At 48.0% G+C, this 23,855-nt stretch carries 24 protein-coding genes and 1 riboswitch; of the genes, 4 read left to right on the top strand and 20 right to left on the bottom strand.

Features of this window, described 5'->3' with window-relative positions:
* Nucleotides 1-7: 7 nt before the first annotated feature.
* Together WQ57_RS13370 and wrbA are read right to left on the bottom strand one after the other, a co-directional pair.
* The gene (locus tag WQ57_RS13370) at nucleotides 8-469 is read right to left on the bottom strand and encodes a tripartite tricarboxylate transporter TctB family protein (RefSeq protein WP_046524284.1); all 462 of its coding nucleotides are present in this window, start codon (nucleotides 467-469) and stop codon (nucleotides 8-10) included.
* Between the two features lie 175 nt (nucleotides 470-644).
* Nucleotides 645-1,256 carry an NAD(P)H:quinone oxidoreductase gene (gene wrbA, locus WQ57_RS13375; RefSeq protein ID WP_046524285.1) on the bottom strand — a complete coding sequence of 204 codons (612 nt, stop codon included), beginning with the start codon at nucleotides 1,254-1,256 and terminating at the stop codon, nucleotides 645-647.
* A gap of 224 nt (nucleotides 1,257-1,480) precedes the next feature.
* Here wrbA and WQ57_RS13380 point away from each other — a divergent pair, with 224 nt between their 5' ends.
* Entirely contained in the window at nucleotides 1,481-2,497 is a 1,017-nt protein-coding gene (locus WQ57_RS13380) for an STAS domain-containing protein (RefSeq protein WP_046524286.1), read from the top strand.
* A 584-nt stretch (nucleotides 2,498-3,081) separates the two neighbouring features.
* Here the strand turns inward: WQ57_RS13380 and WQ57_RS13390 are convergent.
* The 6 genes from WQ57_RS13390 to WQ57_RS13415 all read right to left on the bottom strand — a co-directional run bounded on the left by WQ57_RS13390 (nucleotide 3,082) and on the right by WQ57_RS13415 (nucleotide 8,575).
* Nucleotides 3,082-3,624 (bottom strand): chromate transporter, encoded by a 543-nt coding sequence (locus WQ57_RS13390; RefSeq protein ID WP_046524288.1) that lies wholly within the window; start codon nucleotides 3,622-3,624, stop codon nucleotides 3,082-3,084.
* Nucleotide 3,625: 1 nt separating this feature from the next.
* Nucleotides 3,626-4,204, bottom strand: a complete 579-nt coding sequence (locus tag WQ57_RS13395) for a chromate transporter (RefSeq protein WP_046524380.1) — start codon at nucleotides 4,202-4,204, stop codon at nucleotides 3,626-3,628.
* Nucleotides 4,205-4,230: 26 nt separating this feature from the next.
* Nucleotides 4,231-5,835, bottom strand: coding sequence for a gamma-glutamyltransferase family protein (locus WQ57_RS13400; protein ID WP_046524289.1), 1,605 nt, complete (start codon nucleotides 5,833-5,835; stop codon nucleotides 4,231-4,233).
* A 324-nt stretch (nucleotides 5,836-6,159) separates the two neighbouring features.
* Nucleotides 6,160-6,603: an Lrp/AsnC family transcriptional regulator gene (locus tag WQ57_RS13405; protein ID WP_046524290.1), complete on the bottom strand. Its 444-nt coding sequence runs from the start codon at nucleotides 6,601-6,603 to the stop codon at nucleotides 6,160-6,162.
* A gap of 197 nt (nucleotides 6,604-6,800) precedes the next feature.
* On the bottom strand, nucleotides 6,801-7,973 hold the full coding sequence (locus tag WQ57_RS13410; protein ID WP_046524291.1) for an SEC-C metal-binding domain-containing protein: 1,173 nt from the start codon (nucleotides 7,971-7,973) through the stop codon (nucleotides 6,801-6,803).
* Between the two features lie 182 nt (nucleotides 7,974-8,155).
* A complete protein-coding gene (locus tag WQ57_RS13415) occupies nucleotides 8,156-8,575 on the bottom strand; it encodes a hypothetical protein (RefSeq protein ID WP_046524292.1) in 420 nt (139 codons plus the stop codon).
* A 227-nt stretch (nucleotides 8,576-8,802) separates the two neighbouring features.
* On the opposite strand from WQ57_RS13415, the gene WQ57_RS26670 reads away from it, so the two are divergent.
* The 3 genes from WQ57_RS26670 to WQ57_RS26240 all read left to right on the top strand — a co-directional run bounded on the left by WQ57_RS26670 (nucleotide 8,803) and on the right by WQ57_RS26240 (nucleotide 10,278).
* The gene (locus WQ57_RS26670; protein WP_156183135.1) at nucleotides 8,803-8,943 is read left to right on the top strand and encodes a hypothetical protein; all 141 of its coding nucleotides are present in this window, start codon (nucleotides 8,803-8,805) and stop codon (nucleotides 8,941-8,943) included.
* Nucleotides 8,944-8,973: 30 nt separating this feature from the next.
* On the top strand, nucleotides 8,974-9,987 hold the full coding sequence (locus WQ57_RS13420; protein ID WP_052948751.1) for an acyltransferase: 1,014 nt from the start codon (nucleotides 8,974-8,976) through the stop codon (nucleotides 9,985-9,987).
* A 114-nt stretch (nucleotides 9,988-10,101) separates the two neighbouring features.
* Nucleotides 10,102-10,278 carry an aspartyl-phosphate phosphatase Spo0E family protein gene (locus tag WQ57_RS26240; RefSeq protein ID WP_084820274.1) on the top strand — a complete coding sequence of 59 codons (177 nt, stop codon included), beginning with the start codon at nucleotides 10,102-10,104 and terminating at the stop codon, nucleotides 10,276-10,278.
* Between the two features lie 204 nt (nucleotides 10,279-10,482).
* Here the strand turns inward: WQ57_RS26240 and WQ57_RS13425 are convergent, their stop codons facing one another.
* From WQ57_RS13425 to WQ57_RS13480, 12 genes are all read right to left on the bottom strand, one after another.
* The gene (locus WQ57_RS13425; RefSeq protein ID WP_241481541.1) at nucleotides 10,483-11,217 is read right to left on the bottom strand and encodes a nucleoside phosphorylase; all 735 of its coding nucleotides are present in this window, start codon (nucleotides 11,215-11,217) and stop codon (nucleotides 10,483-10,485) included.
* Entirely contained in the window at nucleotides 11,210-11,878 is a 669-nt protein-coding gene (locus WQ57_RS13430; RefSeq protein WP_046524293.1) for a sulfite oxidase-like oxidoreductase, read from the bottom strand. Before WQ57_RS13430 ends, WQ57_RS13425 begins: the two co-directional genes overlap by 8 nt.
* Before the next feature lie 22 nt (nucleotides 11,879-11,900).
* Entirely contained in the window at nucleotides 11,901-12,815 is a 915-nt protein-coding gene (locus WQ57_RS13435) for an ABC transporter permease (RefSeq protein ID WP_046524294.1), read from the bottom strand.
* Nucleotides 12,802-13,878: an ABC transporter permease gene (locus WQ57_RS13440; protein ID WP_241481542.1), complete on the bottom strand. Its 1,077-nt coding sequence runs from the start codon at nucleotides 13,876-13,878 to the stop codon at nucleotides 12,802-12,804. The genes WQ57_RS13435 and WQ57_RS13440 overlap by 14 nt, the downstream gene beginning before the upstream one ends.
* Nucleotides 13,853-15,382 (bottom strand): ABC transporter ATP-binding protein, encoded by a 1,530-nt coding sequence (locus tag WQ57_RS13445; protein WP_046524295.1) that lies wholly within the window; start codon nucleotides 15,380-15,382, stop codon nucleotides 13,853-13,855. The genes WQ57_RS13440 and WQ57_RS13445 overlap by 26 nt, the downstream gene beginning before the upstream one ends.
* Before the next feature lie 131 nt (nucleotides 15,383-15,513).
* On the bottom strand, nucleotides 15,514-16,530 hold the full coding sequence (locus WQ57_RS13450; RefSeq protein WP_046524296.1) for a BMP family protein: 1,017 nt from the start codon (nucleotides 16,528-16,530) through the stop codon (nucleotides 15,514-15,516).
* 183 nt (nucleotides 16,531-16,713) lie between these two features.
* Nucleotides 16,714-16,820, bottom strand: a riboswitch (SAM riboswitch).
* Nucleotides 16,821-16,990: 170 nt separating this feature from the next.
* A complete protein-coding gene (locus WQ57_RS13455; RefSeq protein WP_046524297.1) occupies nucleotides 16,991-18,586 on the bottom strand; it encodes an ABC transporter permease in 1,596 nt (531 codons plus the stop codon).
* On the bottom strand, nucleotides 18,583-19,485 hold the full coding sequence (locus WQ57_RS13460) for an ABC transporter ATP-binding protein (RefSeq protein ID WP_046524298.1): 903 nt from the start codon (nucleotides 19,483-19,485) through the stop codon (nucleotides 18,583-18,585). The genes WQ57_RS13455 and WQ57_RS13460 overlap by 4 nt, the downstream gene beginning before the upstream one ends.
* Before the next feature lie 392 nt (nucleotides 19,486-19,877).
* On the bottom strand, nucleotides 19,878-20,078 hold the full coding sequence (locus WQ57_RS13465; protein WP_046524299.1) for a cold-shock protein: 201 nt from the start codon (nucleotides 20,076-20,078) through the stop codon (nucleotides 19,878-19,880).
* Nucleotides 20,079-20,263: 185 nt separating this feature from the next.
* Nucleotides 20,264-20,650, bottom strand: a complete 387-nt coding sequence (locus WQ57_RS13470; RefSeq protein ID WP_046524300.1) for an immunity 22 family protein — start codon at nucleotides 20,648-20,650, stop codon at nucleotides 20,264-20,266.
* Between the two features lie 404 nt (nucleotides 20,651-21,054).
* Nucleotides 21,055-22,029, bottom strand: a complete 975-nt coding sequence (locus WQ57_RS13475) for a carbohydrate kinase family protein (protein ID WP_046524301.1) — start codon at nucleotides 22,027-22,029, stop codon at nucleotides 21,055-21,057.
* A 10-nt stretch (nucleotides 22,030-22,039) separates the two neighbouring features.
* Nucleotides 22,040-23,527 (bottom strand): glycoside hydrolase family 32 protein, encoded by a 1,488-nt coding sequence (locus tag WQ57_RS13480; protein ID WP_046524302.1) that lies wholly within the window; start codon nucleotides 23,525-23,527, stop codon nucleotides 22,040-22,042.
* Between the last annotated feature and the right edge of the window lie 328 nt (nucleotides 23,528-23,855).

Below are 23,855 nucleotides of genomic sequence, written 5' to 3' on the forward strand. Positions count from 1 at the left end.
CCTCCTTCTAGATGTCAAAAATTCCGCTGGGGACCGGGGTTTTCAGCAGGACAATGAATATTGCATAAAGAACAGCTGTCATGATTATGCCGAAGAGGATGGAAAACAGCCAACGGTACTGGCCAATCATTTTTACCAGCGCGATCGACACTGCCAGGGTGCTGACAGTATAGCCTAACCAGGAGATTAGATAGCAGTATAGAAAAATGAGTGAGATGGTGAGAAGCAGTGTAATGCGGGTTTTCCCAGAAGGAAACTGTACTTTTCTCTCGTCCTCCGCCCGCTCGAAATACAAACTGATGCCAAACAGGACCAGAAGCAGGCCGATCATGCCGGGAAGAGCATGGTCGCCCGTTAATAAATGCCGGCTGTAGGAATAGAGCTTGCTTGCTTCATACAAGGACAACAATCCGAACAGAACGGCAACAGACCCGCCAACCTTTTTCTCGGTAAAAAGCCTGCTGGCCATTTCATCCCCCCCTGTCTTTGGGCAAAAAAGGCCCTGCAACGTTTAATTCACTATCAAACGAAGCAAGGCCTTTATCACCCTCGATACCATCCACTATAGTAAAAAATACTATGCGGAGAGGACGCTTTTTATCACTATGTTATGGAAGCAAAGGGACGGTTCTTCTGCTTCCTTTTTATTGATTTCCTTTTTTCACCCATTCGGCAACCGTTACGGTGCGCTTTGCCTGATGCTTAACAGCACCCTCTACGTCTTCAATCATCTTTCCGTCCTGGCCAACCGTTACACTTGTGCCATACGGGTTGCCGCCTGCCCCGAACAATACTGGATCAGTATAGCCCGGTGTCGCGATAATCGCTCCCCAGTGCATCATCGATGTATACAAGGACAGCAGTGTCGCTTCCTGGCCGCCGTGCGGGTTTTGGGCTGAAGTCATCGCGCTGACGACTTTGTTGACAGTCTTGCCGCTGGCCCATAGTCCGCCCTGAGTATCAAGGAACTGTTTCATTTGCGATGGCATGTTTCCGAACCTTGTAGGTACGCTGAAGATCAGTGCGTCCGCCCATTCAACATCTTCTGAAGTAACTACCGGTACATCTTTTGTTGCTTCGACAGTCGCCTTCCATGCATCATTGCCCTCAATCACGGATTCAGGAGCCAGTTCTTCCACCTTGAAGATTTTGACCTCTGCTCCCGCTTCTTTTGCTCCTTCCGCTGCCCATTTTGATAGCTGATAGTTTGTTCCACCCATACTGTAGAAAATTACTGCTACATTTACATTTGACATGTCTTCAACCTCCTTGGTAATTGGGGCTCCAAATAGATTTGGAACCATTCATATCTCTCTACCCCACTATTGGGTCATCTATTCCGCAAATATCTCCGTTTCAAGATATTTGTTAAACTTTTAACTTTAAAGTCTACTATGAATAACTAGAAACAGTCCCCTGGTTTTGAAAATATTGTATAATAGATGAGACATTAGATAAATTACCTGGAGGAAGTGCTGCGATGGAGATGTTGAAAGAGATTAGGGTCGGCGGGGTCGATTTAAAATGGGATTTGACCACGGGAAAAGTCCTGTTCGAAGGTGGAGATGTCGTCTTTTTTTGGATTTCTGCCATGAAGACATTTTTTGATACCATCCGGGATATTTCCGGCCTTGAGGCTACCAATCTAGTATTGGAAACCACTGGCTTTCGTCAAGGATTAATTGTCGGCGAAGGGTTCAAGGAAATGAAACATATTGATTCTTCCAACGTGGTGGACTGGCTTTCCAGCACGTACGCTCCAGCAGGCTGGGGAAAAGCGGAAATCATTGAAATAGATAAAGAAAAAGGCTCCTTTACGCTCAGGATCCAAGATGACTGGGAATACAAACTGAATGCGTTGAGTAACCAAAAAAACAAGGGTATTTTTGTACCCTCCCATTACGCAGGGGTCCTTACCGGCCTGTTTGGCAGGACGTTTTGGTACAAGGTCCTTCAATATCAGGACGAGGACAATCCATATAGTGTAATCGAATACTTCCCTTCGGAAATGGACATTGAACAAAATATCCACGAGCTTTCCAGAAGGCAGGAAGCACAGCATATCCGGGATCTGGAACAAGTTGTCGAGGAAAAAACCAAGATGCTGCAAAAGTTGGTAAAAGAGCTTTCATCTCCAATTATACCGGTCCTGGAAGGGATCATCGTTGTCCCGATGATTGGCAGCTATGATGAAGAAAGAGCCGAAGACCTGATCACTAATACGCTCAATCAGCTTCCAAAGCATCAAGCAAATTACCTCTTGCTCGATCTAACGGGACTTAACAAGGAAATCTCCCAGCATACCGCTGCCCTGATTGACAAATTGGGTTCCGCAGCCAGGCTCCTTGGAACCGAAGTCATTTTGGTGGGCATATCAGCTGAACTAGCGTTGATCATTTCCCAAACCTTGATCGACTTGAAAAAATATGAATGCCTGCAGACCCTTCAGCATGGCATCTATTATGCTCTTGGAAAAAGCGGGAGAAGAATAGTATAAAAAATGAGCTGCCAGGCTGCATGGCGGCTCTTATTTTATTTGGAAGCTTTGCATCAGGGTTGTCCTCGTTCGTTGGATGGCTCGATGCCCTGGATTATTTGTCGATTACCCTAGTTTATTTTCCAATTTTGCAGTTTTATTTTCCAATTTGCCAAGTTCATTCGCCGATACTCGCTCTTTATTTGCCAGTTTCCTATTTTTATTTGCCAGAGTGTTATTCTATTGTCCGATTTGACACGCCTATTGTCGGGTTTCGCGATTTTATTTGCCGTTTTCCCACTTCTATTTGCCGCACCATTTTCAGTTGTCCAGTTTGACACTCCTATTGTCGGGTTTCCCGCTTTTATTTGCCGTTTTCCCACTTCTATTTGCCCAACCATTTTCTATTGTCCGGTTTGACACTCCTATTGTCGGGTTTCGCGTTTTTATTTGCCAATTTCCCGCTTTTATTTTCCGATCTCACCGCTCTATTTGCCGCCGGCACTTTCTATGGTCTGGCTCCTACCTCCGCACACAACTAAACCAAAGAAAAAGCGCAAATGTCCTGGAACATTTACGCTTCGCTCACCAAACTGGAATGATCCTCATTCAATATTAAAATAACCTGTCGTCCCGCCAACCAAAAGGGCTAGCACAATCACCAGCGCCGGGTGCCATTTTAGCTTCTCGAGTGCCAGGTAGCTTCCGGCCAACATCAGAATCGTATAAACCGCTCCAAGACTGAAGACCGCATCCTGGGCGAATTGAAAGGTCATGACCCCGAGCAGGACGGCGATGACCGGCCGAACTATGCTTGATATTCCTTTTACCTGCGGCTTATCTTTATGCTTAAGCAGGAAAGCCATCAAAATCAGCATCAAGATAATCGATGGAGCAACCGAGGCGAACAACCCCACCAGGGCGCCGAGGACCCCGCCCTCTGCATAGCCGATGTATGCCGCCATTTTGGTGGCAATTGGACCTGGCAGTGCATTCCCCGCCGCCAGCACTTCACTGAATTCCTGGGTCGACATCCATTCATAGTTGCCGACCACTTCGTTTTCAATCAGGGGTATCGAAGCAGGCCCCCCTCCATATCCAAGGATGCCTGGAATAAAGAAAGCCAAGAATATTTGCCAGTAAATCATGCTAGGACACCTTCCCTTTCCCAAACGGCAGCAGCACATAAAGAATAAGAACCAAAATGACGATGGCTGGGTGAATATTGAAAACCTCTGTTACCAGAAGAGAGGCCAGAATAAGCCAAACCCCTTTTACCCAGCCAAGGGTCTCGCCCGATTTTTTGACAAAGTCCCATGTCATCGTTGCCAGCATGACCGCCACCACCGGCACGACGGACGCGGACATATGCTGTACCCATGGAATGTCTTTGTATTGCTGCAGCAGCTGGAGCAGGAAAATCATCATCAACGCGGTCGGCATGACCGTTGCGAACAGTCCATTAAGGCAGCCGATCACCCCGCCGACGCGGTAGCCGATATACCCGGCCATTTTGGTCGCAATCGGGCCCGGCATCGTATTGGCAATCGCCAGTGTGTCGGCAAACTGCTCTTCATCCATCCATTTATAGTTCTTGACGGTTTCCTGATGGACAAGCGGGATCGAAGAAGGGCCGCCGCCAAATCCCAGGATTCCGACCCGGAAAAAGGCCAGGAAAATAAGCCACTGAGTTCTCCATACCAGGCGTGGTTTCGGAGCCGGATCCATCCCCGGTTTTTCCTTGGCTGCCGGCGTTACCAAGCTGCAATAGCTCCATCTGTCCGTGATTCGGTGCCGCCTTGCAGTACTCCGGTTTCAGGGTTTCTCCAGATGATCTGCCCACGCCCAAAGCTTCCTCCATCTGGAGTCACATGTATTTCATGGCCTTTTCTTGCCAGGCTTTGGATGAGATAGTTAGGAAACTCAGGTTCAACATGAACGCTTTTCCCTTTTACCCACTGCCATCTTGGCATATCCAGTGCCGCCTGTGGATTCAGCAGGTAGTCAACCGTATTCGTCACTACCTGGAAATGGCCTTGCGGCTGCATGTATCCGCCCATGACCCCGAACGGCCCGACCGGCTTTCCATCCTTGGTTAAAAATCCCGGAATGATTGTATGATACGTCCTTTTGCCTGGCTTCAACACATTCGGGTGCTTTTCATCCAGCGAGAAATCGGCTCCCCGGTTTTGAAGGGAGACTCCTGTTCCGGGAATGACGATGCCTGAACCAAAGCCCATGTAATTGCTTTGAATATAGGAAATCATATTTCCTTCTTCATCCGCCGCCGCGAGGTAAACGGTGCCGCCTTTAGGCAGTTCATATGGCTGCGGATCCATTGCTGCATCGGCGATCACCTTGCTGCGCATTTGAGCATACTCCTCTGAAAGCAGTTCTTCCGTTGATACTGGCATTTCTTCCGGCTCAGTAATAAACGCCTGGCCATCTGTAAACGCAAGCTTCATCGATTCAATCTGCTGGTGAAGCGTTTCCGCATTCTGCCATGCAGGAAGCGATAGCTTTTCAAAAATGTTCAACGCCATCAAGGCGACCATTCCCTGGCCGTTTGGCGGAATTTCCCACACATCATAGCCCCTGTAGTTGGTGGAAATCGGGTTCACCCATTGCGGCTCGTATTTGCTTAAATCGCTCTTTGATAAGAAGCCGTTATGCTTTTTCATAAAATCATCGATTCTGTCCGCCAGCTCGCCTTCATAGAAAGAACGCGCATCGGTTTCAGCAATCGCTTTTAAGGTAAATGCATGGCCTGGCGATTTCCATACTTCACCGATTTCCGGTGCTCTTCCGTCCGGCGCAAAGGTTTCGAACCAGGATTCAAATTCTTCGGAAGTGAAATCTTGCTTGAAATTATTGTAGGTCATTTTCCAATAATTACCTAATATTGGTGTTAACGGATAGCCTTCTTCCGCATAGCGGATGGCTGGTTTTAGGGTTTGTGCCAACGGCAGACGGCCAAACTTCCTTGCCAGAGCTGCCCATGCTGCAGGAACACCCGGAACGGTAACGGGCACCACTCCATGAACGGGCATTTTTTCATGCCCCATATTTTTTACTGCTTCAACCGAAATCGATTCTGGTGCCGGACCAGAAGCATTCAAGCCATGCAGCTGATCCTTTGCCCAGACCAGGGCAAATGCGTCGCCGCCGATTCCGTTAGACGTAGGCTCAACTACCGTCAACACCGCTGCGGTTGCAATCGCGGCATCAATTGCATTTCCGCCTTGCTGCATGATTTCCAGCCCCGCCTGAGCCGCCAATGGCTGTGAAGTTGCCACCATGCCTTTTTTTGCGAAAACCGTATGGCGTTTTGATGGAAAGGGATGTTGCAGGTAATCCATAGGTACTCCTCCTTTTTGCAATACCGAGTTTAGCAGTTCATTTGAACAATTGTTAATATTTCTCCGGGATATAATTACGAAATGTTTTAAATATTATAAAATCGATTATAAAATATATAGACCAATAAATCTATATAATTGAACATTTTTACATTAAACTCTTTGATTTTTATCCTTATCGAAATTAATACTTCAATTTTACGTTCGAAATGTCAACAAACTTGATTATTTATAAATTATTTGGTTGCCAAATTACTAAATCGCCATCCAGACATTTCGGAAAGCAAAAAAACTCACCCGGCATGGATGAGTTTTTTATTCACATTATAGTTTTAACCCGCGCCTGCTTTTAAATCTTCTCAGGAGGATTTGGCTATCAACACGCGTAATCCCTTCAAGCGCGTACAGTTCCTCATTAATGAAGCGCTCCAAAGCCTGAAAATTGTCGACGAGGACATGGGTGTGCAGCGTGGATGGGCCCGTCATTTGATAACAGCTGGCGACATTGGGATTTTCCGCAAGAGCCTCTGCCACCTTAACGAGGGAGCCGGGATCACAATCGATATTGAAGAAAGCTGAAACTTCCTTTCCAACCTTGCTGCTGTTGATGACGACGGTAAACTGTTCGATTACGCCTTCGTCCATCAGCTTGTTTACCCGCTCACGGACGGCAACTCGGGATAAACCAAGATCCTTGGCAATATCCACATAAGATGCCCGGCCGTTTTGCATGAGCAGGTCCAATATCTTCCGGTCAATGTGGTCCATTCCGCCCTCTCCTTCCCTATTCCAACTAACCGTATTATAAAGGAAAACTCTCCATAATGGAATGAGTTAATGCAGCAGGATTGCCGCATTGTAGGTTAAAGAGAGGTACGGCTTACATAAGGGAAGCTTCCCCGGTTAAATGCGGCCCAGTTTTGGAGTTGGGCGGCTCCCAATCATGAAGCAGCAGAACCCCTGCATCATCGGCCGCAGCATTTTTTATATTTTTTCCCGCTGCCGCAGTGGCATGGTTCGTTGCGGCCGGTTTTTTTCCCGGATTGGATGCTGGAGGGTTTTTCCGTTCTTTTTTCCCGCAATTCGAGCGGGGCGTATCCTTTCAAGTCCCACTTCCTTGTGTTGTTCACCAGGGTGACAACACGGTCTGCCAGCTCCTGAAAGGTTTCCATACTGTCAACTTCCAGTACACTTTCCAAAAATTCCATTACTTCATTCATGCCTTCGCTAGACTTGGCGATGAACGCACACTTGGAGACGATGCTGTCCGCCTCTTCTTTTGTCATTTCGAACTCGGTATGTAAATAGTAAACTAAAGTAGTGTAACTCTGGCTGCGCTCGACATAACCGGGTTCCGCCGCTTTTAGCAGCTGGCTTCTTGTAAACGCGTTGTAAGGAACATTGCTCCGTACCTCGTGTTCAAGGAGGACTTTCTCCGGGTCTCGCACTCTTGTACTGGAAATATAGCGGTCTTCAAGGACGAATTCCCTGTAGTAGGAAGCCGCATGAATCATGACCGGCAAATAGTCCGAGCCTGGCACAATTGCATTTAGATGCTTATCCAGCAATTCTTTCAAAGCTGGATACGTCAGGGTTCCATAATAGAATAATAGCCCTTTGGTCAAATGGATATATTCTGTATTCCGGTCAATTACAGCCTCGATGCCCTCATCTTGAAGCGCCGCGATCCTGTCCACGATTTCCTGCGGCATCACAAGTACCTTCTTGCCCTTCAGTGTTCCTGTCATGGCGATGCTGCTATCGTTGAAATATTGATATTGATAGTCTTCCAGAGATGGAGCCTCGATCAAGCCATTATTCCGGACCAGCTCTCCCAGGAGGCTGAAGCGCTCTTTGTCGAGCTTTTTGCACATCTCTTCTAGCCCCGCCATAATCTCATCCTGGAGAACCAAAACGAGTTCCCCTTTTTTTAGGGAACTGACTCCCTGAAGGTCAAGCTCCTTGCGAAGTTTATCCAAATCCGCTTTTGTCAGGCGGTTTAGGGCTTCAGCAAGCGTGATTGGATGCTTAATTGCTTTCCACCTTTTCGCTTCGGCTTTATCCTGTACATCATCCTTCCACTTGGTCAACGCTTCTATCACTCTTTTTTGATCTTTTTCAGTTAATAGATTGCTCATGTTAATCCTTCCTTGCTATCCAAACATATTCCGGCCTTTTCAGACACAACTTTACTAGTGTATCAAATAATCGGCATTTTTGCATGTAATGCATGGGGACGGTTCTCGTGCCTCACCCAAAAAAATAGAAGCATATGAGTCAATCTCCCACGATGCTTCTCCAATTTGTTACATCTATACTTTTAACCAGAGTGACTGTCATCCCTCTGCTCTTTGATTTCTTCCAGAGTGTTTTGGATTTTCTCGAGCTGCTTGGCGATAGCGGCCAGCTCTGCCTTATTTGAATTAAGCTGCATAACGCCTCCGACCATGCTCTTCCAGCGATTGAACAAGAGATGCCCAATATTGAGTTCTTTTCCTAATTTCTTTAATACAGCACTCTGTGAATCAGAAACATCCTCGTTCTGCTTTTCAAGAGAAAGTCCTGCAACAGAATTTAGAAGCTTCTCATTGTTGAGCATGGATGATGTCAATTTCATAATGGAATCCAGGTTGGCCGAATTCGTGTTATTTAATAAACCGCCAGCAAGATTGATAAGTTGCTCTGAATCCAGTTCACCAACCGCGTTTTTCACAGTTTTTTCCTTTCTTTTTCTCGACATATTTCAACCACCTTTGTCATTTGTAAGCCTCCATCCCGTGTCTTGCTCTTTAGCCAAGAGGCTTTTATACCATACATCCTATGCAAGAAAGATGGACGGGTCTAAACGTTTATAACAACTATAAAAAAAGGGCTCCGCAGCCAAAATTTGCGGAGCCCTTTTTCTGATTTTCCGAATGAAATGATATAGAAATTGGGATAATACTGACAATGAAAGGAGATGGAAATATGGAATTTTTCACTAACAACAACGACGAAAACAAACCGAAGGAGCAAGCAAAGAAGGCAGAGAACAAAGAGTCAGATAAACTCACTTCGGCAGAAGACGGGTTCCGCTATGATTATGACGACTCCTCGGATCTGAAATAACAGCTGCCATTGCAGGACAGAGGCTATCCAATGGAAAGAAACTACGCCATCGATTTTATTAAATTTTTTGCGATTCTCGCAGTGGTGGTCATTCACACCTTCCCGCGTGACCATCAATTTGGCTATTTTATACTTGATAACGTTTCACGATTCGCCGTTCCGTTTTTCTTTGCGGCTTCAGGCTATTTGTTCGGCCTAAAAGTGATTTCGCACCCTGACTCCCTTGAGTATTACAAACGATATATCACCAAAATCCTTAAAATATATGCTAGCTGGCTTTTATTTTACTTCTGTTACGACCTAATAGCCATTTTTATAATAGGCGAAGACGTCCACCAATACCTGCAGGGCTTCACAGCTGCCAATCTCCTTTATTACGGAAAGGGAACGAGCGGATACCAGTTGTGGTTTGTAATCGCGCTCGCATGGAGCATCACGGTGCTGTATCTCTTCTTCAGGCTGCAGAAAATCGGGCTGCTCTTAATCATCGCTCTTTGCATGAATATCGCAGGCCTCTTTGGCCAGTCTTATTCCCTGTTCTGCGAGCTGCCCCTGCCTACAAGGGATGCCGCTTTTATCGGCCTGTTTTATACCGCCGCGGGATTCTGGTTCGCTTATTCCCGGATCCACCGCCGCTTTAGTAAAAAAACCTATCTCTATCTTTATTTCTTCTTCTCTGCCCTTCAGGCAGCCGAAGGATATTTGATGGAAAAAGTCTTGGCAGCCAGTCATGGGGAATACTTTCTTTCGACTATTTTCCTTACAGTCTCTTTGTTTTTATTTGCGGTGAACCACCCGGAACTTGGAAAGGGACTTGGTATTACCAAAATAGGGGGAAATGCTCTGGGGATTTATGCCATTCATGTTTTTTTTATCGATATGATAGACATCGCAACGGCCAAACTGGGCTTTGAACATGCCCCCCAGAATGGATGGTGGAACATGGTGGATACTTTTCTGGTGTTTACTTTATCGTATGCCGCTTACCAGTTTCTCCAGGCCGCTAAAATCAGGCTCCGTGGCTCACCAAAGGAAGAAGAATAGATTCCTTATCTATTTTATCTATCAAAATACATCGAATGTATCGCTTGAATCGGCATAGAAGTAATTGGTAAAATAAGATTTGCTCTTACTTAATTTTCAAAAAGAGGGATATACATGGGAAGGGAAACACAAATCCTAGATCCAATTGAATTGCGAGTATACATAGAATATTTGAGAATCGAACTGATGGAGATTGGAAACCGCCTCGGTTTGACCCATCATAAGACCGTTCAATGCAGCGAAGAACTTGATTATTTTATTAATGAATATCAAAAGTTATTAAGATTATGACTGCTCCCTGCCGGTTACACTCAAACTGATGAAGTGTAACCCCTCTTCGCTCACCCTCCGATCAAATCAGGATGATCTGTCTGGAAATCGGGAATATCTCAATAAAGATCAGGATTATCTCAATAATAATCAGCATTATCTGCCTGGAAATCAGAATAAAAGATGAAGTCATGTAAAAAGCAGGCCCCCAAGGCCTGCTTTTCACTATTCCTGACCCAAAACAATCGCATCAAGCGCAATCAACGCTTCTGCTTCAATAGCTTTGGCCACCAAATCGGTGCTTGGATTGTATTCTGCGCGCAAATCGGCATCGGCAAAGCCGTCGATTGCGAGGATGGCACCGGCCCGGATACCTTTTAGTGCCGCGATTACAAACAGTGCCGAATTTTCCATTTCAGCACCCAACACTCCGGCTTTTTTATACAGCTGATGCGGAAATTCTAGCACTCCCGAATAAAAAGCATCCAGTGTCAGCGTGATGCCTTCTTTTACAGGCAGCCCATGTTCGCGCTCAGCCGCAGACGAAACAAGCGCGTATACAAGCTGGCGATCGGCTGCTGCCGGGAAACCGGCCGGTACAAGCTGGCTGGTGAGTCCATCGCAGCGAACTGCCGCGGTTGAAATCACCAGGCTTCCCGGAGTGACATCTTCCTGGTAAGAGCCGGCAGTCCCAACACGGATCAGCTGCTTCGCGCCTCCCATAATCAGTTCCTCAAAGCAGACGGCCGCACCCGGCGCACCGACTCCATGGCTCACGACGCTGACTTCCGTGCCTTTCCACTTCCCTGTAAAACTATGATACTCCCGATTTTCAGCCAGAGGCTCGCCTCCATCGAGCAGCGCGGCAATTTGCGCCGCCCGCTTCGGATCGCCGCAGACAATCACACGTTCAGAAAGAAGCTCAGGATTGATTTTTAAGTTTGGCAGCTGTTTAGTCAAAATCTTTTCTCTCCCATTCGTCTTCTGGTATCGGCAAGTCCTCGCCGGAAAAACGTTCTTCGGCAAACGGGTCCCCATTCATATGAAAACCGTTTTGCTCCCAGAAACCTGGCTTGTTTTCATCAATAAATTCAATTCCTGTAATCCATTTGACGCTTTTCCAGAAATACAGATGCGGAACAACAAGCCGCAATGGATATCCATGCTTGTCGGTGAGGGGCTTGCCTTCGAATGAGTGGGCGAGCAGCACATCCTGCCTGTCCAAATCGGACAGCTTCAGGTTGGCTGTATAATCCTGATCCGCATGCAGCATCACGTACTCGCTCTTCGGCGCAACGCCAATCTGCTTCAGAAAATCACCGAATTTAACACCGGTGAAGGAATTATCGAAGCGGGACCATCTTGTCACGCAATGGATGTCCACCGTGATCGTTGTTTGCGGCATTGCCAATATCTCATCATAAGACAGGACCTTTTCCTCGTCCACCGCTCCAAACACCTTCAAACGCCAGTCTTTCATATCATATTGCGGCACTTCCCCTTCATGAAGAATCGGAAAGCGTTCGGTCAAAGCCTGGCCGGGCGGCAGGCGCCTGGCCAGCTCCGGGCTCACCGCCGGAACCCTGGTTTTTTTGATTCTTTCTGCTTTGCTAAGGCTCATCTGTATCCCTCCGGCTGTTTTTTTATCGAGAAGTATGCTGTCCTGCCAGCGAATCCGAACCGCGGTCTTTCAAGAAGAACATCGCGATGATCGTGATTACATAAGGCAGCATCGCGGTAAACTGTGTCGGCATCGAGAAGCCCTGCAGCCTGATGCTCAGGGCATCCATCAAGCCGAACAGCAGGCTTGAGCCCGCAATACCAATTGGATGGGACTGTCCCAGCATCATCGCCACCAAAGCGATGAATCCCCGTCCTGCCGTCATGCCTTCAGTGAACATCGTCACCTGTCCGAGCGACAGCTGCGCTCCGGCGAGGCCGCAAAGGACGCCGCTCATGATAATCGCTCCGTACTGGATAGTGGTCACTTTTAACCCAAGGCTCCGGGCTGCGGCTTCATTCTTGCCGACCGCAAGCACACGGAAGCCGGTCACCGTCCTGTAAAAGAAAACATAGAGCAAAATCGCCGCCAGAAATGCCGTATACACGAGCGGCGAATGCCCCGAAATCAGCTGCCCGACTACCGGGATATCCTCCACAAACGGAATATCCACTTTCGGCAGCCCGCTCATGTCTTTGTTGTAATAGGCACCTTTCACATCAAATATGGCGCGAAGGGCAAACGTGGTCAATCCCAGCATCAAAAAGTTGATCGCAATCCCGGCAACAATCGGGTTCGATTTCAGGTGGATCGTAGCATATCCAAACAGGAGCGAGACCAATACCGATACCGCCACAGCGGTCAGCAGGGCCAAGAAGATATTTTCCGTAAAATGATTGCCGACAATCGCCGAAAAGGCACCGGCCAGAATCAGCCCTTCAAGGCCGACATTGAAAATTCCGACCCGGGCGCATAACGCTCCGCCAAGAGCGGCCAGTAAAATCGGGCTCACCATGCGGATTGCCGATACAAAAAGGGAGTAATCAAACAGTTCCATGAACTTCCCTCTCTTTCCTGCGGAATTTGACCAATTTGAGCGTCAGCTTGGCTGAGATGAACAAAATGAGCACCGCCTGGATGACGCTTGCCACTTCCAGCGGAACCTCTGTGTTCCGCTCCATTCCCATCGCCCCTGTTTCCAGGGCAGCAAGCAGGATGGCGGTGACCACAGTCCCAAGCGGATTCGAATTCGCCAGCAGCGCCGCCATCATCCCGGTCCAGGCAAAACCCGGGGCTGTCAGCGCGCCATCCACATAGCGATACTGCGAGCCAAGCACTTCGACGCTTCCGGCAAGACCGGCAAGAGCCCCCGAGAAAAACATGCTCAGCAGCAAAAGCTTTACCTTATTCACGCCTCCGTACTGCGCAAAGAACGGGTTCAGCCCAAGCATTTTCACTTCATAGCCCGGGGCCGTGTATTTCAGGATGACAATCAGGACAACTGCACAAACAATCGCAATTACAAATCCCATATGGACGCTCATGCCTGGGAACAGCTTCGGCAGCCAGGCACCCTGGTCGATCATCGGCGTCTGGGCAAGCGCCGCGGAACCTGTTTTATCCTGGAAAGGCCCGGCAACGAGGTAGCTGGCAAATAGTACGGCAACATAATTTAAAAGCAGCGTCGAAATGAGCAGCTGCACCTTGAAGCGGCTTTCCATCCAGCCGGCCAGCAGCGCCCATAAACCCCCGGCCAGCATTCCGGCCACAATCGCAGCCAAAAGTTTAACAACTGGCGGACCTGGGATACAAAGAGCGGCCAATGCGGCACTTACCGCCCCGAGCACCATTTGTCCCTCACTGCCAAGATTGAAGACTCCTGCCCGGAAGGCGAGCGCCACACCGAGGCCGACAAGCAAAATCGGGGTCGCCCTTGCAAGGGTGGAAGTAAGGAAATAGAAGTTTCCGAACGCTCCTTCCCACATGGCCTTATAGGTTTCAAATACCGGCTCGCCTACAAACGAGATGGCAATCGCTCCGGCCAGCAGTCCAATCAGCACGGCAAGCAATGGCTGGATAAGCGGTGTAAATAATTTATGAAGTCTTTGCGGTAGCATCATGCTGTTTTCCTCCTGCCATTAATACACTGAGAGTTTCTTCGGTTGCTTCGCTTCTGTCGAGGATGCCGGCAATCCGGCCTTCATACATGACCGCAATTTTGTCGGAGAGCGCAAGGATCTCCGACAGCTCCGACGAAATCAGGAGAATGCCATCCCCGCTGTTGCGCTTTTCAAGCAGTGCTTCATGGATATATTCCATCGCGCCGATATCAACGCCGCGTGTTGGCTCTGCGGCAATCAGCAGTGGAGCATGAAAATCGAGCTCCCTGGCCACAATCAGCTTCTGAAGGTTCCCGCCCGACAGATTGCCTGCCTTTTCCTGAAGGGAAGAGGTTTTGATTTCAAATCTGGAAATCCAGTCCTTTACCCTCGTGCGAAACGATGCTTTGCGGATAAAAGATTTCTCGCTGTACTTTGGGTTCCGCTGTGAGCCCATCAGCGCCGTTTCTTCCACAGTGGCATCCTTGGCCGCGCCCCATAGATAGCGGTCTTCCGGGATATGGGAAATACCCGCCTTCCTTCTGGCCAGCACATTCTCCTCTGTCAGATCCTGGCCTTTTAAACGCACGCTTCCTTCCTGGACAGCGCGGAGGCCGGTTATCGCCTGGATCAGCTGGGACTGTCCGTTGCCGGAAACCCCCGCAACACCCAGGATTTCGCCGTGGCGTACAGTGAGCGACACGCGGTCGAGCTCAGGCTTCTCTCCCTTTTGGCCAATCGTAATGCCTTTCGCTTCAAGCAGGATGTCACCGCTGATGCTGTCACGCTCGTTCAGCTTTTGCAGCTGGCGGCCGACCATCAGCTGTGCCAGCTTGTCAGCATTGGTTTCACTTGTATGAACCGATCCGGTCACTTTCCCGTTCCGAAGCACCGTTACCCTGTCTGCCACTTTCATGACCTCGCGGAGCTTATGGGTAATCAGGATGATGCTTTTGCCCTGGTCTGCAAGAAACCTTATTGTTTTCAGCAGCCCATCCACCTCGAACGGCGTCAGGACGGCCGTCGGCTCATCAAGGATGATGATATCCGCTCCCTGGTAGAGAACTTTTAGGATCTCAATCCGCTGCTGCTCCCCGATCGAACAATCACCGGCTTTTTTCGCTGTATTAACACCGATCTTAAACTGCTCTGCCAGCTTCTGTACGGCCTCATCCGCTGCCTTGCGCCTGAAGAAGCCATACTTCTTTGGCTCATGTCCAATGACAATGTTTTCGGCTACAGTAAAATCGTAGAACAGCATAAAATGCTGGTGCACCATGCCGATCCCCCGGCTGATGGCTTCCTGCGGCCCAGAAAACGAGACTTTTTTTCCATTTAAAATGATTTCGCCGGAACTTGGCTGCTCCAGTCCGTAGAGCATCCGCATCAGGGTCGTCTTCCCAGCCCCATTTTCACCAACAATTGCCAGGACTTCCCCTTGATCCAGGCTGATACATATGTTGTCATTGGCGGTAAATTCGCCATACCTTTTGGTCATGTTCCTCATTTCCAACCGATGAGCCATCCTGGTTCCCCCCTATCAGAAAAAGTGCCCAGTCCAGGCACGGCAACCCGACTAACGGGCTTGTCCGCCCGAACGGACATGCATTTAAAAATGGAAGCCGACTACAAACAATCTGCAGTCGGCTTTTTTGTTTAATTGTTTAATGGATTGGCAATTTCTTTCTTTCCGGAAGCAATTTCTTCCGCAAGCGCTTTGACCTGGTCCACAGTATCCTGGCCTACGAATTCATGCAGCGGTGTTTCGCTGTCGCGAGTAACATAAGTCAGACCAACTCCATCTTCTTTCAAGCCATATTCGACAACACCCGGGCTGAAGCTTCCCTCCGCAAAAGCCTTCACGGTCTCATAGGCTGCGGTGTCCGTACCTTTCAGCTGGGATAGAACAATATGTTCCGGATCCATTTCGGTACGGTCGATATCCTGGCCAGCAGTGAAGAATCCTTTCTCTTTAGCTGCTTCAAATACCCCAAGGTCGCCGACTGCGGCAGCGCCTGCGATAAAGTCAGCACCCTTGTCCGCCTGCAGGATCGCCATTTCCTTTGCTTTCGCCGGGTCGGAGAAACTGCCCACATAGTTGACAAGGAAAGTGGCGTCCGGATTGGTCTCTTTCAATCCTTGTTCAAAAGAAACCGTCCATTTTTTCAAGAGCGGAATGTCCATGGCTGCGACCATTCCAACTGTATTTGTTTTTGTCGCCAAACCAGCAGCGGCACCAAGCAGGTAGGCGGCCTCATGTTCCTTGAAGTTGATGCTCTGGACGTTTGGAAGATCCACCACGGTATCGATAATGGCGAACTGGCGGTCCGGATTTTCAGCCGCCACCTTCTTCAGCGCGTCCTCTGATTCAAAAGAAGAAGTGATGATCAAATCATAATTCTCGGCGACCGCTACGCGAAGATTTTCCTCGATCGCTGAATGGTCGTTTGATTCAATCGTTTTCACGTCAACGCCAAATTCCTCTGCGGCTTTTTTTGCTCCTTCATCCATTTGCTGAAAGAATGGGTTTACCCCGATCTTTTCCGGCAGGACCAGAGCAATCCTTTTCTTTTTCTCTGAGGATCCTTCTGCAGCTGCTTCCTCGGTTTTATCCTCCGAGCAGCCAACCAGTGCGAATAATACAAGTACCAACAAAACCAGCAGCTTTTTCATAAGATGTCTCCTTTAGTTCGTGTTTTATTTTATCTAATGCTAATTTACTAGATAACAAAGGTATAAATCAAGTAAAACATGAATATTAAATTAATATTTTTTATTTAACGTTCGTATTTAAACCACCTCTCTCAATAAAAAAACCTCTTCACCATAAAGGAAGAGGTTCATTATATCCGCTCTTCCTCATCTTTCAGGACTTCTACAGTCCTGCAGGATTTGGCACCATACTATTAAATAGCGGTTGCCGGGCGTCATCGGGCCAGTCCCTCTGCCTCTCTTGATAAGGAATCCATATGTAAATGTCTAGTAAACAACATGCTCATGGTTTTAAGCTAAATCTCATTATAAACAATTATTATAAAATTTCAATCATTTTTTATACTTTTAATAATCCCACTCTCTGAGGCACAATTAAAGCAGGCCTTCATCAAGCCTGCTTCTCTCCAAATCTATTAGTCTATCCTTGCAAATCGCGTTTATTGTAGCCTATGAACCCCGCCAGCATCAATCCTGCAGCCAAAAGCACTAGCAAGGAAATCTTTGCAGTGTCGAATTCCTCGACAGGAAGCTGCGGGATGTGCCCGAATGGGGAAAGCTTCCTCATCCATTCCGGAAATTGAAGCAAATCGCCCATGTAGACAACGATGAAGGAATATCCCAAATACAGCCAAGTCAAACTGGTCATTTGCGGAAGGATTCCAATGAGCAGCAGTGCCACCCCTGTCATCACCCACATGGCCGGCAGATAGGCCAGGGCCGCCTCAAGCATGGTGGTAAACAAAATGGCTTCCTCCATCACCGCAGACCCTGCAGCCCATAATCCAAACACAGCCAGGATCTGCATGGAAATCCCGACGCCGAGCGCGATGGCCAAATAGCTGCCCATCAGCCTGGTGCGCGAAACAGCGCGAACCAAGAGATGCTCGGTCCGGTTCTTTTTTTCCTCGCCCCTTAGCTTTAGGGCCATCATCAGCGGAGGAATTGTACAAATCATGGAAATGACCGACATCAGCATTGTCATAAATTGTTCCGTTAATGTAACCCCTTCTGCTGGCGAAACCATTTCAGCGAGCATTTCGTTGCCGCCAATAAACTCCTCCAGATCCCCAAGGACCGAACCATAGGAAATCCCGAGCAGCAGCATGCCGATGGCCCAAGATACAATCGCAGTGCGCTGAAGCCGCAGTCCGAGGCCAATCGGGCCCTGAAGGAAAACCGATGCATGGCTCCTGCCCCGTTTCGATGGCAGGAACCCTGAACCAAGGTCTCGAATCGAATTCAAATACAAGGCAAGTGCCATAATGGTGAATGCTGCCGCAATGGTGAAAGCCACCGGCCACCAGTAGTTATTCACATACACCTCAGTGCCCAGCACCCAGCCAAGCGGCGAAAACCAGGAAAGCGTTCCGTTGCTGACATCGCCAATGGCACGGAGAAGATACGAGATCCCCAGGACGGCAAAAGAAAGGCCAATGGTACCGCGGGAGTTCTCCGACAGCTGGGCAAACAAGGCGGTGACAGCTGTGAAAAAAATCCCGGCAGCGGCCAAGGCTGCTCCATATAAAAGCGAGCCCTCCATATCCATGCTTTCGATTCTTAGGGCAGCCAGCCCCAATCCCGTCGCGGCTGCCAAAACCAGATTTACGGCAATCATCACCAGAAGCGCCGAACTCAAATTGGACAGCCGGCCCGCTGGGAGGGAGCGAATCATTTCAATCATTCCTGCTTCTTCGTCGGCCCGGGTATGGCGTGCAACCAGCAAAATGCTCATGATGGCCACGGTTATCGCTGTAAACAGCAGCATCTGGTGAGCCATCATCGCGCCGGTTGTATAGTCCCCCAATCCATACCCCCGGCCCACCATGGCGGTCATGGCCGGGTTCTTCATCGTTTCCGCCATAACCTGCCTCTCTTGCTGGGTTTTATATAAGCCCTCGAATGCCGGGGCTGTTACAATCGTCATCAGCGTCAAGGCAAAAAGCCAGATGGGAATACGGATTCGATCCCGCCTGACGATCAGGGCGAGGAGCCTCCACGTTCCAGTGAACATCATCGGGCACCTCCTCCCCTGTTTGAGGTTTTGTAGTGGCGCATAAATAAATCTTCCAGCTTTGGAGGAGCACTCTCCAGCTTAACGATGTCAAACTGGCTTAGATATGTGATGACATCGCCCAGTTTTTCAGTATCAACCTGCAAGGAGATACCCTGCTGGAGATTTTCGATGTCATGGACACCCTGAATCTGCTCCAACTGGCTGATGGGCTGTTTCGTCTCGACCAGCAGGCTCGTTCTTGTTAAATGGCGCAGCTCTGCCAGTGTGCCAGTTTCAATGATTTTCCCTTCACGGATAATGCCAACTGTATCACATAACCGTTCGACCTCTGATAAAATATGGCTTGAAAGAAGGATGCTTTTCCCCTCCCGCTTTGCCTTCATGACACATTCCTGGAATACTCTTTCCATCAGCGGGTCCAGGCCTGATGTCGGTTCATCCAGGATGAATAGGTCCGCATCCGACGAGAAGGCCGCCACAAGAGCCACTTTTTGCCTGTTGCCCTTCGAATAAGATCGGCACTTCTTCGTAGGATCAAAGTCAAACTTCCTGATCAGTTCTTCGCGGCGGCTTTTATTGCTGTTCCCATGCAATTTCGCGAATAAATCAATCACCTCGCCCCCTGTCAAATTGGGCCAAAGATTCACATCACCCGGAACATATGCAACCCGCTTATGAATCTCGACGGCGTCCTTCCAGGCATCCATCCCAAAGATCTTCACTTCTCCCCCAGTTGCCTTCAAGATCCCAAGCAGCACCCTGATGGTAGTTGATTTCCCGGCTCCATTGGGACCGATAAAACCATATACTTCTCCTTCCTTCACCTCAATATCGACCCCGTCCAGGGCGGTAAACTTCCCAAATTTCTTTGTAATTCCGGATGCTTGTAAAACGGCCATGTTCATCCTCCTTGTCGGCAGCCAATACAGGCGGCATAAATTATGAATTATTTTAACTTATATAGTTCATATTATATAAAAACGAGGAAACATCAACATCAACTCGTGACATTTACCGCAAAATCCTGCCGCTGACAGAGGACATTTCCAAGCTCTTGTTTTATGGAATTGTTGGCAGGAAGGAAGATGAGTGAGGCAAAAAAACTTTTTAAAAAAGAATTTTTAAAAAAATTAGTGGATCGCCAGAACAGTATGTTATACTAGGTCTACCATTTTCTTTATTTGTTGCCGAAACCCCGCTCTTTTTTACAGAGCGGGGTTTTTTGCACCCTCAAAAAAGAAAAAAATAAAAAAGGCCCTCAATAAGAGAGCCTTTCTGCTGTTAGGTTTAATTAAGCTTTGCGAACGTTGGAAGCTTGTGGTCCACGCTGGCCTTGCTCAACGTCAAAAGTTACTTCTTGACCTTCGTCTAAAGACTTGAAGCCTTCGCTTTGGATAGCTGAGAAGTGAACGAATACATCGTCTCCACCTTCGCGCTCGATGAATCCGAAACCTTTTTCTGCATTAAACCATTTCACTTTACCTTTTTCCATTACTATTGTCCTCCTCGTGTGCGTTGCACACATTTTGTTACTATCCTTGCTACGTCTTCAGGTCAAAAATTTTGGAACCTGCCGTACGACAAAAATAATTCTCTTTCATAGTAACAGAATGAAATCATAAAAGCAAATCTCTTCCAAAAATGAATCTAAATGCTCAACAACAAGAGTCTTTTTGCTTATCTATAGCAGACTCCCCCAATGTAGCGAAGCTGGTTAGCGCCGCCTTTTGCCAGTGCTGAACCTCCATCGTATTTAAAGTTGTAAAGCAGGACAACCGTATTAAAAATGTGCGGCAAGTCTTTGGCATATTGGCCAGTAAATCTCGTTGTAATGATATCGTCATATGAAAAGCCTTTTAGTGTTTCCTGGAATGTTGCCGGCGGCTGCTTGAAATACACGGCTTCCCTAAAGTCGATATCATCGTATTCAATTGAAAAGTCCTTTTCAAACTCCGACAGAAGTGCGTCACCATCTTCCGTGAATTCAATATCGAGGTAATCATCAAGCTTTTCCTGGGAATCAAACTCCCCGACCCATAAAGATACGTATCCTTCTCTCTCCATATAGACCTCCTGTTTGTTACCGCCTCTTTTTATGTTCGATTTCCCCTCTTCCAGCTCCTCTGCAAGTTGGAGTTTTTTTTACATAAAATTTGTGGCGGACCTACGACATAAAAGGAGAGCTTCACGACAAACATAGGCACACTTACGACATAAAAAAGTGCCTTACAACAAAAAATAATCTATTTACAACAAAAGGCTGCATTCCCAGGTGTCACTTTAATGCTTACGACAATTGCAGGAGCAGATACGACAAATTCTCTGCTTGTTACGACAAACCGTACAAGCTTACGACATTTCGTAATCCCTTCACGACAATTCTCCCCCCGCTTACGACAAATGACCCCAAACAGCATGCCAAGCCCAGCAAAACCGCCTCCAAAAGAAAAGGCCCTCATCAAGAGGATCTATCTTTGTTCTGCAATCAGGCTCATAACCTCTTCCTTATCAGGAAGCGCGGAAATTGCACCTTTTCCGGCAGCGGTCAGGGCGCCGCTGGCATTGGAAAATTCAAGGATTTCAGCATGCCGGTCACCAAGAAGTTCCACCAGGTTCCCCGGCGTTGCTCCCGCCTCAAGCAGCTTGAACAAAAACGCACCGATAAAAGCGTCTCCCGCTCCTGTTGTATCCACGACATCGACTTTGTAGCCGGATGATTCCCATTTTCCATCTTTTACATAAAGGTCAGCGCCGGCCGCTCCCTTCGTGTAGACAACAGCCTGGACATCGCCCTTGTATAGCGACTGGATCGCTGCTTTCACGTCAGAGATCCCTGTGATGAATTCCAGCTCTTCATCGGAAATTTTCACAAGATGCGCGAGCGGGAGGAATTCCAGAATCGCTTTCCGGCAGGCTTCAGGACTTTCCCACAGAGGCAGCCTCACGTTAGGGTCGAAAGAAATCAGTCCGCCCTTTTCTTTCATCAGCCGGATTGCTTTCTTATGGGCCCTTTTCATCGGGCTTTCCACCAGGTCAACCGAGCAGAAATGAAGCATATCTCCCGAGCCAAACCAGTCTGCCTCAACCTCTTCCTCTGTAAACAGCAAATCGGCAGATGGTTTGCGGTAAAACGAGAAGTCACGCTCGCCGTTTTCTTTAAGCGATACAAATGCCAGCGCCGTATTGGCTTCACCCGTGCGCAAAATCTTGTCGGTCTGGACACCTGCTTCATCCAGCTTTTCAATCAGGAAATCGGCGAAGGCATCCTCACCAAGCTTAGTCAGCATGGATGCCTCATGTCCGTATTTGGCAACGGCAGCCGCCACATTGGCTGGGGCGCCGCCCGGAGCCCGCTCAAAGGAAAGAACGTCCTTAAGCGGCACATTCTTCTGCTGAGGGATAAAATCAATTAATACTTCTCCAATCGAATAAAGTTTCGTCATATTCTCACCCTTAAATTGAAATACCTTGCGCAAGCTCGTATTTATTATACCGGCAGCTTATCTTTCCGTCGCTAAAAAGCCTGATTCCCGTTGAGCCTTCTCCCGGGAACACACGCGCTGTGAACACGGCTTCGCCATCATTAATGAAAACTTCGGCAATGCTGCGATCGACAAACACCTGTATTTTTACAGTGCCGCTATTGAGTGATGCGCTTCGCACAAATCCATATTCCCCGCCAAACGCAGCGTCAAAATTTTCGCGGTTCACACTTACGGTTTGATGTTTGGAGTCAAATTCAATCAAAAGCCCTTCGGTTTCAGAGGCAAACAACTCCAAGCCAAAACGGCCGGCTTCTCCTCCGTCTAAATACATTTCTAGCTCATACTGATTTGCGGAGTTTTCAATTTCCTTGCTCCCAGCGTCCAGCATCAACTCACCAGATTCCGAATCTTTCCTAAGCAGCCTCAGCTCTTCCGCAGGCTTCTGGACCAGCTTGCCACCGGCAATCCCAAGCTGTCGCGGAATCGATAGGCAATGTGCCCAATCTTCCTTGTCGGAAGGATACTCCACCTCACCGCTACCCGCCCAGGCAAACAGCAGCCGCTCCCCGTTTTTACCGGCGAAGGTCTGGGGCGCATAAAAGTCAAACCCATTGTCAATCTCTTCGTAGCTTTCCACTTTAAAATCCAGACCCTCGATATCGAGTTTTCCAAGAACATAGATCACATTATATACATTATGGTAAAAATGGCCTTCAGGCTGCAAGCCTTGCGGTGAAAAGACAAGCACATCCTTGCCGTCCAGCTCGAAATAATCCGGGCATTCCAGCATATACACAGACTCCGGGAATTCAAGGTTCATGTTCAGTTCGCCCTTAAAAGACCAATCAATCGCATTTTCCGATTCGTAGACGATGATAGCCCCAGTAAGATCGGTTTTCTGCGCGCCGAGCAGCATATAGTAGGTCCCGTCCTTCTCAAAGACTTTCGGGTCGCGCACATGTCCGGTGTACCCTTCAGGAACCCCTTCAATCAGCGGGTTGTTTTCATATTTTGTTATCGTTCCGTCACGGTCCATGATGGCCAGGCACTGGTTGGCCGACCTCTCTTCGGCACTGTATTTAATATTTCCGGTATAGTACATATAAAGCTTGCCATCCACTTCAAGGGATGCGCCCGAATAGGCGCCATGGGACTCATAATCCTCAACAGGAACAAGGGCTACAGGGAGCCGCTCCCAATTGACCAGATTATCCGATTTCACATGAGCCCAGTGCTTCATTCCGTGAGTGGCGTCAAACGGATACCATTGGTAGAAGACATGAAACTCTCCATTGAAGTAGGCAAGGCCATTTGGGTCATTGATAAGTCCAAATTGGGGATGGATATGATAGGCCGGTTTCCACTGAGAATTCACCGATTTTTCTTTTAGTATTTCCAGTTCGTTTTCTTTTGCTTCAAGAATTGTTCTGTATTTGGGTTCTTTGTATCTCGTCATTCTTAAACTCCTCCCCGGGGTAAATTAGAATGAGAGGAATTTCTTCCTCTCATTGTTTGTTCCCTGAATCACACTTTAATAGCCAGTTTTCCGGTTTTATTTGCGGATTTCTCATCGTTTATTTGCCAGATCTAATTATTTTTACACAGGAACCGGTTCCACCTACCGATAAAAAAATACATCCTTGATCACTGTGTTCATGCTAGCTTTCACCTTTTTCCCCTATGCTTGAATGCCTTCATTATATCGTAACAATCCTCATGATAAAAGAAAGGATTGGTCCGCAATTTACCCGCAAGTTTTTAAGCTTGCTGGAAACAATAAGAAA

Origin of the sequence: Mesobacillus campisalis, from assembly GCF_000986785.1 — a bacterium.
Lineage (GTDB): Bacteria > Bacillota > Bacilli > Bacillales > Cytobacillaceae > Mesobacillus_B > Mesobacillus_B campisalis.